13 protein-coding genes are annotated in these 11,488 nt (G+C 70.5%); 7 read left to right on the forward strand and 6 right to left on the reverse strand.

Features of this window, described 5'->3' with window-relative positions; translation table 11 throughout:
• Positions 1-72 precede the first annotated feature (72 nt).
• Positions 73-2,088 (forward strand): ATP-dependent zinc metalloprotease FtsH, encoded by a 2,016-nt coding sequence (ftsH, locus tag BM290_RS30735; protein ID WP_093619420.1) that lies wholly within the window; start codon positions 73-75, stop codon positions 2,086-2,088.
• A gap of 5 nt (positions 2,089-2,093) precedes the next feature.
• On the forward strand, positions 2,094-2,732 hold the full coding sequence (gene folE, locus BM290_RS30740; RefSeq protein ID WP_177319974.1) for a GTP cyclohydrolase I FolE: 639 nt from the start codon (positions 2,094-2,096) through the stop codon (positions 2,730-2,732).
• Positions 2,733-2,738: 6 nt separating this feature from the next.
• Here folE and BM290_RS30745 read toward each other — a convergent pair whose 3' ends face one another.
• The 3 genes from BM290_RS30745 to BM290_RS30755 form a co-directional block, all read right to left on the reverse strand.
• Positions 2,739-2,999 (reverse strand): hypothetical protein, encoded by a 261-nt coding sequence (locus BM290_RS30745; RefSeq protein WP_093619422.1) that lies wholly within the window; start codon positions 2,997-2,999, stop codon positions 2,739-2,741.
• A 135-nt stretch (positions 3,000-3,134) separates the two neighbouring features.
• Complete coding sequence (locus tag BM290_RS30750; RefSeq protein ID WP_093619423.1) at positions 3,135-3,815, reverse strand: hypothetical protein; 681 nt, start codon at positions 3,813-3,815, stop codon at positions 3,135-3,137.
• A complete protein-coding gene (locus BM290_RS30755) occupies positions 3,812-6,409 on the reverse strand; it encodes an FtsK/SpoIIIE domain-containing protein (protein WP_093619424.1) in 2,598 nt (865 codons plus the stop codon). The genes BM290_RS30750 and BM290_RS30755 overlap by 4 nt, the downstream gene beginning before the upstream one ends.
• A gap of 191 nt (positions 6,410-6,600) precedes the next feature.
• Here BM290_RS30755 and BM290_RS30760 point away from each other — a divergent pair, with 191 nt between their 5' ends.
• The 5 genes from BM290_RS30760 (at position 6,601) to BM290_RS30780 (ending at position 9,202) form a co-directional block, all read left to right on the forward strand.
• Positions 6,601-6,933 (forward strand): hypothetical protein, encoded by a 333-nt coding sequence (locus tag BM290_RS30760; RefSeq protein ID WP_093619425.1) that lies wholly within the window; start codon positions 6,601-6,603, stop codon positions 6,931-6,933.
• A gap of 8 nt (positions 6,934-6,941) precedes the next feature.
• Positions 6,942-7,259 (forward strand): hypothetical protein, encoded by a 318-nt coding sequence (locus tag BM290_RS30765; protein ID WP_093619426.1) that lies wholly within the window; start codon positions 6,942-6,944, stop codon positions 7,257-7,259.
• Between the two features lie 37 nt (positions 7,260-7,296).
• On the forward strand, positions 7,297-8,292 hold the full coding sequence (locus BM290_RS30770) for a WXG100-like domain-containing protein (protein ID WP_093619427.1): 996 nt from the start codon (positions 7,297-7,299) through the stop codon (positions 8,290-8,292).
• A gap of 19 nt (positions 8,293-8,311) precedes the next feature.
• On the forward strand, positions 8,312-8,593 hold the full coding sequence (locus tag BM290_RS30775; RefSeq protein WP_143134007.1) for a hypothetical protein: 282 nt from the start codon (positions 8,312-8,314) through the stop codon (positions 8,591-8,593).
• 174 nt (positions 8,594-8,767) lie between these two features.
• Positions 8,768-9,202 (forward strand): hypothetical protein, encoded by a 435-nt coding sequence (locus BM290_RS30780; protein ID WP_239143781.1) that lies wholly within the window; start codon positions 8,768-8,770, stop codon positions 9,200-9,202.
• 3 nt (positions 9,203-9,205) lie between these two features.
• Here BM290_RS30780 and BM290_RS30785 read toward each other — a convergent pair whose 3' ends face one another.
• The 3 genes from BM290_RS30785 to BM290_RS30795 are packed head-to-tail and all read right to left on the reverse strand — an operon-like array spanning position 9,206 to position 11,462.
• The gene (locus BM290_RS30785) at positions 9,206-9,808 is read right to left on the reverse strand and encodes a hypothetical protein (RefSeq protein ID WP_093619429.1); all 603 of its coding nucleotides are present in this window, start codon (positions 9,806-9,808) and stop codon (positions 9,206-9,208) included.
• A complete protein-coding gene (locus BM290_RS30790; protein ID WP_093619430.1) occupies positions 9,805-10,923 on the reverse strand; it encodes a M23 family metallopeptidase in 1,119 nt (372 codons plus the stop codon). The genes BM290_RS30785 and BM290_RS30790 overlap by 4 nt, the downstream gene beginning before the upstream one ends.
• A complete protein-coding gene (locus BM290_RS30795; protein ID WP_093619431.1) occupies positions 10,920-11,462 on the reverse strand; it encodes a hypothetical protein in 543 nt (180 codons plus the stop codon). Before BM290_RS30795 ends, BM290_RS30790 begins: the two co-directional genes overlap by 4 nt.
• Positions 11,463-11,488: the final 26 nt, after the last annotated feature.

An 11,488-nucleotide genomic window follows, 5' to 3' on the forward strand; every position in this document is an offset into this window, starting at 1 on the left:
GGTGGGCGGCGACGTTGAGGTGACCAGGACGGCCGATCAGGAGGGTCCGGGCGCTTGGCGCCCGACAACAGTATGGAACGTACGCGTTTCTTCCGCCGCCCGGTGGTCTGGATCATTCTGGTGATCATCGGCGTACTCGGGCTGAGCATGCTCTTCACCAGTGGTCCGAGCTACCAGAAGGTCGAGACATCGGTCGCGCTTGACCGTTTGAACAGTGGTGGCATCGAGAAGGTCGTCCTGAAGGACAAGGAGCAGACGCTCCAGATCGATCTCGCCACCGCCGAGACTTTCGACGGCAAGTCCACCAAACAGATCGAAGCTCAGTACCCCTATGAGCTCACCGACGAGATCTTCGCCAAAGCCGAGCAGGCCAGGGCACAGAAGTTCGTCTCCGGCAAGGTCGACACCTCGGTCTCCGGCGACAACATTCTGCTCAGCATCCTGATCAACCTGCTGCCGATCGCCATCCTCGTGGTCCTGCTGCTGCTGTTCATGTCGCAGATGCAGGGCGGCGGGTCGCGGGTGCTCAACTTCGGCAAGAGCAAGGCGAAGATGATCACCAAGGACACGCCGAAGACGACGTTCGCCGACGTGGCGGGCGCCGACGAGGCGGTCGAGGAGCTGCAGGAGATCAAGGACTTCCTGCAGAACCCGACGAAGTACCAGGCGCTCGGCGCCAAGATCCCCAAGGGTGTGCTGCTCTTCGGCTCCCCGGGCACCGGTAAGACGCTGCTGGCCCGCGCGGTCGCCGGCGAGGCCGGTGTGCCGTTCTACTCGATCTCCGGCTCCGACTTCGTCGAGATGTTCGTGGGTGTCGGCGCGAGCCGGGTCCGCGACCTCTTCGAGCAGGCCAAGTCGAACGCTCCGGCGATCGTCTTCGTCGACGAGATCGACGCCGTCGGCCGCCACCGTGGCGCCGGCATGGGCGGTGGCCACGACGAGCGTGAGCAGACCCTCAACCAGCTGCTCGTCGAGATGGACGGCTTCGACACCAAGGGCGGCGTGATCCTCATCGCCGCCACCAACCGGCCCGACATCCTCGACCCGGCGCTGCTGCGTCCCGGCCGGTTCGACCGGCAGATCCCGGTGGACAACCCGGACATGGAGGGCCGCAAGGCGATCCTCCGGGTGCACGCCAAGGGCAAGCCGTTCACGCCCGATGTCGACCTCGACTCGGTGGCCCGTCGCACCCCCGGATTCTCCGGCGCCGACCTGGCCAACGTGATCAACGAGGCCGCGCTGCTGACCGCCCGGCACGAGAAGCGGGCGATCTCCAACGACTACCTCGAAGAGGCGATCGACCGGGTCATCGCCGGCCCCGAGCGCCGCACCCGGGCGATGAGCGACAAGGAAAAGAAGATCACCGCGTACCACGAGGGTGGACACGCGCTGGTCGCCTACGCTCTGCCGCACTCCGCCCCGGTGCACAAGGTGACGATCCTGCCGCGTGGCCGCTCGCTGGGTCACACGCTGGTCCTGCCGACCGAGGACAAGTACACGCAGACCCGGGCCGAGATGATCGACACCCTGGCGTATGCGCTGGGCGGCCGGGCCGCCGAGGAGCTCGTCTTCCACGAGCCCACCACCGGCGCCGGCAACGACATCGAGAAGGCGACCAACCTCGCCAAAGCCATGGTCACGCAGTACGGCATGAGTTCCAAGCTGGGCGCCGTGAAGTACGGCACCACCGGTGACGAGCCGTTCATGGGTCGCAGCATGGGGCACGACAAGGCGTACTCGGACTCGGTCGCCGCGGACATCGACGCCGAGGTCCGTGCCCTGATCGAGCTGGCCCACGACGAGGCGTGGGAGATCCTCGTCGAGTATCGGGACGTGCTCGACACCATGGTCCTCGAGCTGATGGAGAAGGAGACCATCACGCAGGAGGACATGAACCGGATCTGTGCCCGGGTGGCGAAGCGCCCGCCGATGTCGCCGTTCAACGGCTTCGGCAAGCGCCTGCCCTCCGAGGCGCCGCCGGTGCTGACCCCCGCCGAGCGGGACAAGTTGAAGGCCCAGGCCGAGGCTGACGGGCAGATCGCGGTCGGGCACAACCCCAACGCGAACGGTTCGGAAAGCAGCAACTGATCAACTTGTCGGACGAACTCGACTACCTCGCCGCCCGTCTGGTCGACGGCAAGCTCTCCGGGACACCGGTCGAGCAGGCCGTCGACCTCGGGCGGATCGAGAAAGCGGTCCGGGAGATCCTCATCGCCGTCGGTGAGGACCCGGACCGTGACGGTCTCCAGCGCACGCCGGCCCGGGTCGCGCGGGCCTACGCGGAACTCTTCGCCGGCCTCCGGGTCGACCCGGCCAGCGTGCTCACCACCACGTTCGAGGCGGACCACGAGGAGCTGGTCCTCGTCCGCGACATCGAGCTGCACAGCATGTGCGAGCACCACCTGCTGCCGTTCAAGGGCGTGGCGCACATCGGCTACATCCCCGGCACCGACGGCCGCATCACCGGCCTGTCGAAACTGGCCCGGCTCGTCGATGTCTTCGCCCGGCGCCCGCAGGTCCAGGAGCGCCTCACCTCACAGATCGCCGACCTGCTCATGGAGCGGCTCGGCGCCCGCGGCGCGATCGTCGTCCTGGAGTGCGAGCACCTCTGCATGGAGATGCGCGGCATCCGTAAGGCCGGCGCCCGTACCGTGACGAGCGCCGTCCGCGGTGGCTTCCAGACCGACGGCAAGGTCCGCGCCGAAGTGATGGCGTTGATAAACGCCCGCTGAGGGCTTCTAGATCGTGCTGCGGAACTGGTTGGCCGAGTCGACCGCCGCATGCGTGAGCTGCACCGCCTCGTCCAGCCGGGTCCGCGCCTGCTCCAGTTGCGCGATCGCTGCCGCCGCCGCCGGATGGAACGAGCCCACCGCGGTCACCCGCAACCGGGCCAGCGCCTCGTCCAGCTGATCGGCCACCGCCCGGATCCCGGCCACTGCCCGCTGCGCGCCGTCCACCGTGGCCGCCACGTTGACCTTGACCTCTTCGACGTTCGCCACCGCGTCCCCTCTCAGAAAATCTCCGGACCGTCGCCTCGGCGGCCCTTCTGACCAGCGCCGCCGGCCTTCTGACCAGTGCCTCGCCGACCTTCTGAACAGCGCCTCGCCGACCGTCAGGCAGCGCCTCGCAGGCCTTTAGAACAGCGCTTCGAGACCGGTGCCGGCGCAGGTCAGCAGGACCGGCGTCAGGCAGGTGATCAGGCCCAGCACCGGTGTCCGGTCGACCTTCACACCGTCACCGCCGTAGACGAACCCGATCGTCGCCCACCCCAGCCCGAACGCCAGCAGCGGCATGCTCAGCCCGCACAGCAGCGCCGGCGTCGACGGCGCTCCCGACGGAGCGATCACGAACAGCAGCACCTGCACCAGCAGCACCGCGGCGGCAAACGGCCCGTACACCACCAGATTGCGCGCCCACGGCCGCTCCGGACCGGCCGGGCCGGGCCCGACGAAAGCGTTGTCCGCGGCATCCGCGGTGGCCCGGGCCTCGCGCAGCGCCGCCAGCACGGCCGGCGGGCCACCCGCCACCCGCTCCATCGCCGCCGCCTGGTCCGCCGGGTGCGGCGTCAGATCATTCTCCGGTACGCGGAAATCGCGTGCCAGCCTCGCTCGTTGCGGGGCCAGCCGCGCGCGGACCGACGTCAGCTCCTGCCGAGCGGCAGCCACCGTCGCGGCATGCTCGCCCGCCACCGAACTCGCCGCACGGCGCACCGCGTCCAGCTCCTGTGCGGCGGCCAGATAGTCCGCCCAGGGGCCCGGCGTGGGTGGTCCCGTCTGCACCGGGATCACTCCGTGCTGCTCGGCCTGCTCGGTCACGGCTCGTCACTCTCCGGGTCTACGAACGGGACCACGGTCACCGTGCGGTCGGCATGCCGATCGTGCAGCAACGCTCGGTTCGCCCGCGGCTGCCAGTCCACCGGACGGCCCAGCAGCAGCGAGACGTCGGCCTGCGGCACGTTCAGGAAGAGGAGCCCGGCCATGTCCTCCCGGCCCATGCTGCCGCCGGTCTCCTCACTGAACCGGCGCACCCCACGCCACCACGACAGCAGGTGCGCCCCGCGGCTCGGGCCCTCCCGCAACAGCTGACGCAGCCCGCCCAGCGTGCCCGGAGGCGCCGCATCCATCCCGAACACCACCCGGTAGCCGGGACGGTCCGCCGCGAGCTCAGCGGCCAGCCCAGCGGCGTCGACGACCTCGACGTCCTGCCGGTGCCCGACCTCGGCGGCCAGCGCGGCGGCCCGGGCGTCACCCTCGGCGACCAGGGATGCGATCACGAACCGTGCCGTCCGCGGTGAATGGCACGCCGCCAGGCTGCGCGCCGCGGCATCCAGCGCCTCCGCGCCGGCCGTCTGCGAGCCCAGGATCGCCAGATGCCGGCCGGGCGACGAGTCGAGCGGGAACGTCGCCGTCGACAGCGCCACGTCGATCACCCGGCCCACCATCGCGGCCGGCCGGGGCACCCGCCCGGCCAGCGCCGCCCGGTAGGTCGGGTCGTCGGCCAGATGCTGCTGCGCATAGCCCGCGAAGATCTTCGGCGGCTGCGACTCCGGGTCGCGGCCACCCCACAGCCGGTGCCGCAGGTCGCTGAGCAGGGCCTGGTCGGCGTGCGGATCGGGGAACCGGACCACCCGCTCGTGGCCGCGGGTCGCGCCCCGGGGCCCGCCCAGGCCGCCCGCCGTGTTCACCACCGCGCTGCCCATCGGCAGGCCGGCCGCCGAGTCGTTCGTCGGCTCCAGCACGTCACCGCCACCGGGCAGCGCGATCCGCACCGGGAACTGGCCGAAGATCGAGTCACGCTTCGCATACAGCGCTTCGACACCCAGCACCGTCTGGCTGGCCAGGACCAGATGGATGCCATACGAGCGGCCCTTGCGTGCCAGCGACTCCAGCAGCGCCACCGCCTCGGCCGCCATCGGGTCGTTGCCGGACAGCAGCACCTGGAACTCGTCGATCACACACAGCACCCGGGGCAGCGGACGACCACGGCCCTCCTCGGCGGCGACCGCCCGCAGATCCGCGAACCGCGACACCCCGGCCCTCTTGTACGCCAGCGACCGGCGGCTCATCTCGGCGTCCAGCTCGCGCAGCACGGCCAGACCGTACTCCCGGTCGGACTCGACACCGACGGCCCGCGCGTGCGGCAGCCACGTCCGGTCACGCTGGGTCGGCACGAACTCCGAGAAGGACACACCCTCCTTGAAGTCCAGCAGGTAGAGCGCCAGCTCGTCGGGACTGTACCGAGCGCCCAACCCATACAGCACGTTGATCAGGAACGCGGTCTTGCCGGCGCCCGAGCGGCCACCGATCATCCAGTGCGGGGTCAGGTCGTTGAAACGCAGCACCAGCGGCACGTCACCGTGATGCCCCACCACGGTCTCCACACCGGCCGCCGCGTCCTGCGACCACAGCTCCTCGGCCGGCTCCGGCAGCAGATCGGCCAGCGTCACCCGGGACGCCTCCGCCGAATCGGCCGCCAGCTCCCGGCAGACCGCGTCGATCAGATGCGGCGGCGGATCCTCGTCGAGGAAGACCGGCGCGTTGAGCCACGCCGTCTCCGGCGCCGACCCGAACCGGGCGCCCGGCGGATCGCCGACGATCGCATAGGGATTGCGCACCGAGATCGCCGTCGTCCGCGGCAGCGGCGCCTGTGTCGTCTCCGCGGTCAGCGGGGGCGGCGGCCAGCCCGCCACGATCAGATGCAGCCCCGAATCCGGGCCCTGCTGGGCCAGCGCCGCGATCCGCCGCAGCTCCTCGCCCTCGGTCATCTCCGGCAGGCTGGCGATCACCACGAGCAGCACCCGGTCACGCCGGGCCCGCCGGCCGGCCCCGGCCCGCGCCGGGCGCAGCCACTTCTCCGCCTCGGCCAGCACGTCACGCAGACCCTGGCGATCGGTGGCCGGCGGCGACATCAGACCGGCGTCGGCCAGCTCCTCGAACGGCGCGAACACCGCCCCGCCACCCACGCCGTCCACCGCGCGCACCAGCAGCGAACCCGCCGGAGCGGCCGCCAGCAGGCGCAGCAGCAGCGACCGGAGCAGGCCGAACACCCGCGGGTCGGTGGCCGTCGCGTCGACCGTCAGATGGCCCGTGCCCAGCAGCGGCACGACCGCGGGAAACCGCACGTCATCCAGCGGCTGCGCCAGGCCCACCCGCACGAACTGCGGAATCGCCTCACCGCCGAGCGGCGACACCGACGACAACGCGTCGAGCGTCGAACCCAGCCAGCCCGGCGCCAGCCGCGCCGCCGCCGCCCGCAACCTGTCGGCGAGACGATGCTGCTCACGCGGGTCGGCAGCGGCCGGGGCGAACGCCTCCAGCGCGACCGCGGCAGCATCCGCAGTCGCCACCGCCTGCCGGTGCAGAGCAGCGGCCTGCCGGACCCGCAGAGTCGAATCCGCCACTGCCGTCACCTCCTGTCCGCGGAATAAAACCTATCCCAGACCCATCCGGTCACCGCGTTGCGTCCCCGGTGCGACTTTCGTGCCGGACCCGGCCGCATCCGTCCAATCTCGACTCGTCGAGAAACGTTGCGTGCCGGTTTGAACTCGGAGCGTGCAACAGCGGTATTCGCACGTACGGGAACCGTGCGAGGGAGGTTGAGGTGAACGTCACCCAGGAGTACGACGAGCACGCCCGATCCACCCGGGAGACGGACTACATCGCCTCCACCGGGGAGGGCGCCGACGGCATCGTCCGGATCGAGCTCGACGGCGCGGGCCGGCTGTGGGACGTGGTCCTCGACCCGCAGGTCACCGAGCTCACCGTCGACGAGCTCCGGACCGCCCTCTTCGACGCGATCACCGCCGCGCAGGCCGGGATGCCGGCACCCGGCTTCGAGACCTCCGTCGCCGACGTCACCACCGCGGCCGAACGCCGCTTCGCCGAGATCTCCGAGGTCCTGCACGACCTCTCCCGGCGGGCGGCACGGCGATGAGCGTACGCATGAGGACCGATCCGCAGACCCTGGCCGCCGCCGGCAGCGCCCTCGCCGGGATCGCCCAGCGGATGGCCGACGACATCGCCGCCCTGGAGAACACCGTCGCCGGACCGGCCTCCCCCTGGGGCGACGACGAGAACGGCAGCGTGTTCGCCCTCGCCTACCAGGCGGTCCTCGGTCACGCGCTGCAGGCCCTCGGCAGTCACGTCCAGCAGATCGGCGAGGCCGCCCTCGGCCTGCACACCCAGGCCCGGGTCATCGCCGGCGCCGACGCCGAAGCGGCTGCCGGAATCACCGCCGAACTCGCCGGGGGCCGGTCATGACCGCCGAGCACCCCGCTCCCGGCCCCGGGAGGCCGTCATGACCATCGAGCTGCCCGCCGAGCTCACCGAGCCGCTGTCCTGGCTCGGGCTCAGCTGGCCGCAAGCCGACGAGGACCGGCTGCACGCCGACGGCCTCGCCTGGATCGAACACGCCACCCGGTTGCGCCGGCACGCCGCCGAGGCCGACACCGCCGCCCGCCGGGTCTGGCTGGAGAACGAGGGCGCCTCGGTCGACGCCTTCGAACAGTGGTGGAACGGCGAGGACGGACCCGGCCGGCATCTCGACGACGCCGCCACCGCCGTCGAACTCATCGGCGCCGGCCTCATCGCCATGGCCGGCGTCACCGTAGCCCTCAAGACCGCCTACCTCGCCCAGCTCACCCTCCTCGCCTTCCAGGTCGGCCAGGCGATCGCCACCTCCGCCATCTCGGCCGGCGCCACCCTCGCCGAGATCCCCGTCTTCGTGGCCGCGAGCCGGGTCGCCTGCCGCCAGCTCGTCCACAAGGCGCTGCACGTGGTCGAAGGCGAGATCGCGGACATGTTCACCCGGGCGGCCACCCTCCTGCGTACCGCGGGAACCAAGGGCGCCGCCCAGCACGCCGGGCAACTGGCCAGGCACTTCGGGCAGAACTCGGAGTTCCACCGGCTCATGCGCGAGGTCGAACGGGCCGACGTCCGGAGCCCGGTCAACGGCGCCGGCTTCTACTCCGGGGCGCTCGACGACGGCACCCGCATGCGGGGCTTCGCCGAGAAGAACACCGACGGCATCACGTCGGTCACGCTGGAGCAGACGCCGGGCGGCCGGCGGTTCGACGACATGCTCCTCTTCGAGGAGCACTCACCGATTCGCAAAGAGCAGGCGGGAGGCGTCTGGGAGCGGCTTTCCGAGAGGTACGCGGAAAGCGCTCAGGGCGAGGTGACGGCCTGGTCGCACAAGCCGCGGGCAGACGGGATCTGGAACACGGTGGAGAAGCCGGCCTTGGAACGCAATCCCGCAGTGACGAAGATAAGTGTCATCGACCCGGGGGCGTGAATGCCGGATGGAGGCCGCGATGGCTGTTCATGAGATCCAGAGCCAGTCGGCGCGTACCGACACCGGAGTGATCCTGCGCAGTGTGGACAGGGAGAACATGCGAGCCGAGTATCAGGGGCGCCGGATCCTGCTCGGGGTGGAGCGCGGGGTCGGGACCGACGTCGTCTACCTGCCGAAGACGCCGGCCTGGGAGGACGGCGAGCCGATCAGCGCCGAGGACCTCGCCGTCGTCAAGGACGGGGTGGTGGAGATCCTGCGGCACTGGGGGTCGGCCACCGAGTTCTACACCCTGTCGGTGTGAGACGCCGGGGAACGCGGACGAACTAAGGTCGTACACATGGGACCGCGAGAGCCTGAGACCGGCGCCGGCTTCACACCGCCGCCGCCCCGGACCGACGGTGAGGCTGTGCTCCCCCCTCCACCGGAGCGCCGTCAGGGGGTGCGGCGAGGGCGTTTTCAGAGTCGGCGGGCGCGGTTGGCGCTGGCCCTGACCGGTGGCCTGATGGCGCTCCTCTGCGTCGGCGGTGTTGGCACCTTCTTCGTTCTCTACGACGAGGCCACGGAGATCAAGAGGACCGAGCCGGACGCCGTGGTCGACAGCTACCTGGCGGCCACACTGGTCAGTCGGAACGACGACGAGGCCGCGCTGTACCAGTGCAAATCGGGCGGCGATTTTCAGGAGCTCATGCAGTTCCGGGATGACACGCTCAAGCGCGAAAAGGATTTTTCGGTCGGTATCGCGGTCAGCTGGTCGAGCCTCGATGTCAAGGTCACTGGATCCAGCGGAACCGTGGGTGCGGATCTGAAGCGAACCATCGCCGGACAGGGTGGGCGAGACAGCAGTGCCTGGCAGTTCACGGTGGTGGACCAGGACGGGTGGCGCGTCTGTGGGGCCACGAAGATCGATTGACCGTTACTCGACCCAGACCAGGTGAGCCGGCACTTCGAGGGTGCGGGGCAGCTTGCCGCTCCACCCCCAGCGATACCAGTCCAGCTCCTGCGCCACCCGCACGCTGACGATGCCGTCGTCGCTCACGTGCGACTCGGTCACCGCCCGGAGGTCGCGGCGTTCGTCGCCGTCGTCGAGGATCTGCGTCACCCGGCGACCGGTGAGCGTGTCGGCGTCGATGGCGGAGACCGGTGGGCGGCGAGGCGGCTCGTCGAGCGAGACCAGCTGGTTCACCTTCGCGCCGGGCGTCGTGGTGCCGGGGAAACCTAGCTCCTCCACCCAGACCCGCTCGACCGGGACCAGCGCGGCGAAGACCTCGGTGCGTTCGGCCTCCGCGCGGTACCACTCGGACTCGGGCATCACCGGCACATAGGTCCGGCTGCCCTGCACCACCTTCTCATCGGCCCGGAGATCACCCCGCCAGCCGTGGCCGGGCAGCCCGACGAGGACACGCCGGCCGCGCAGGTCGCCGGCCATGGTCGCCGGGGTGGGCACTATCGGACGTGGCGAATCCAGCGCTCCGTCACGCCGGCCGCTGAACGGGTCCGGCATCGATCCGCTGCTCATCCCTCATTTCCCAGCGGGGCGCCCTGCCCCTGCATGAACTGGACCGGATCGACCGCGCCCGCGCTCGACCGGTCGTTGCCCAGGTGCACCTCGAAATGCAGGTGCGGGCCCGACGAGTTGCCGCTGGTGCCCACTCGCCCGATCTGCTCGCCCGCCACGACCTGCTGATTCTTTCGCACGAAGGGCTGTTGCACCATGTGACAGTAGCGCGTCATCAGGTTACCCGCATGGACGATCTCGACCATCCACCCGCAGCCGCCCTTGCCGGGATAGCCGTCCACATTGCAGGACTTACGGCCGCGGAAGTCCTCATCGCACTTGACCACCGACACCGTGCCGCTGGCCACCGCGTAGATCGGCCGGTACCTGTCGACGCTGATGTCGACGCCCTGGTGGTTGGGCCGCTCCCGGGTACGGAACCCGGAGCCGACCGGCCCCTTCAGCGGGACGGTCCAGCCCGAGGCGGCGATCGCACCGGACACCGAGCACTGCAGGGTCACCGAGTCGCCCACGGCGTTCGCGGCCCCGTTGGCGAGCTGGTTGACGATCTGCGTCGCCAGCGGCTCGTGCTTGGCATACGCGTCGGGGTAGGCGCTGATCTGCACCGCCTGAGCGGCCTGGGTCAGGGCCATCTTCTGCCAGCCCTGGATCGTCTTGAGCTTGGAGTAGAACTTGGTGCTCGCGTAGACCGGGTCGCGGACCTGCTTCGGGGTGCCCCAGCCGGAACTCGGCCGCTGCTGGAAGAGCCCGAGCGAGTCGTGGTCGTTCCTGGCGCCGAGGTCCCCGAGGTTGTTCAGCGCGGACTCCTGCATCGCGGTGGCCACCGCGATCACCCAGGCCCGCGGGGGCAGGCCCATGTCCGCGCCGACGTTGATGATGATCGCGGCGTTGCGGATCTGGCTCCCGCCGTAGGGGCTGATCTCCGGCAGTTGTGAGTCCGGATCGAGGGCCCCGCCCTTCCCGCACGCCAGCGAGGCGTTGATGAGGTTGTTGCCGCTGTCCTCGCGCAGCGCGCCCCACACCAGGACGGTGAGACTGCCGCCGCAGCAGAGCAGCGCGAGCGTGACGACCACGGCGACCGTCAGGACGACCTTGCGCGGGCGCCGGAGACTCATGCCGGGGTCCAGTCGATGCCGTCGACCAGCCACGTGCCGTCCGGCGCCACCATCCGCAGGCCGAGCTTGCCGTTGTCCATGGTCACCGTCGCGTTCACCAGGGAGTCGCTGACCGCGACCAGGGTCGGCTTACCGACCACCCGGTCGGCCGGCACGGCGGTCGGATCCACCCCGCGCAGCTGCTCGGTGAGGCGGGGTGTGGCGTTCGGCTGGAGGCGGCTCAGCCACTTCTTCGCGGTGACGTCGCTGTTGTCGATCCAGGCGGAGGCGAACGCGTACGCCACGGCCTCGGGTTGCGCCCGCCCCGGCGCGGTCTTCGGGGTGGGTGGGGGATCGGACGTCGCGACGCTGTCGTTGTCCGACGGGTTGATGCTGATATCGGTGGCGGGGCTGCTGTTGCCCAGCGGCGGAGAGGCCGTGCCGTCGGAGAAGAGCCGCCCGACCCCTACCACGGCCAGGATGATGCCGCCGAGGACGACGGCGACTCCCCAGCGGGAGCGGAAGATTCCGTTGAGTGTGCGTGTGATCAGCCCGGACATCCCACTCACCGTGCCTCGGAACGTAT

Source organism: Actinoplanes philippinensis (assembly GCF_900113015.1).
In the GTDB taxonomy this organism is placed as follows: domain Bacteria; phylum Actinomycetota; class Actinomycetes; order Mycobacteriales; family Micromonosporaceae; genus Actinoplanes; species Actinoplanes philippinensis.

Bases quoted from the DNA above. Each gene is read 5' to 3' on its own strand.
- ftsH (WP_093619420.1), top strand. From the start codon at position 73: ATGGAACGTACGCGTTTCTTCCGCCGCCCGGTGGTCTGGATCATTCTG.
- BM290_RS30765 (WP_093619426.1), top strand. From the start codon at position 6,942: ATGAGGACCGATCCGCAGACCCTGGCCGCCGCCGGCAGCGCCCTCGCC.
- BM290_RS30770 (WP_093619427.1), top strand. From the start codon at position 7,297: ATGACCATCGAGCTGCCCGCCGAGCTCACCGAGCCGCTGTCCTGGCTC.
- BM290_RS30775 (WP_143134007.1), top strand. From the start codon at position 8,312: ATGGCTGTTCATGAGATCCAGAGCCAGTCGGCGCGTACCGACACCGGA.
- BM290_RS30785 (WP_093619429.1), bottom strand. From the start codon at position 9,808: ATGAGCAGCGGATCGATGCCGGACCCGTTCAGCGGCCGGCGTGACGGA.
- BM290_RS30790 (WP_093619430.1), bottom strand. From the start codon at position 10,923: ATGAGTCTCCGGCGCCCGCGCAAGGTCGTCCTGACGGTCGCCGTGGTC.
- BM290_RS30795 (WP_093619431.1), bottom strand. From the start codon at position 11,462: ATGTCCGGGCTGATCACACGCACACTCAACGGAATCTTCCGCTCCCGC.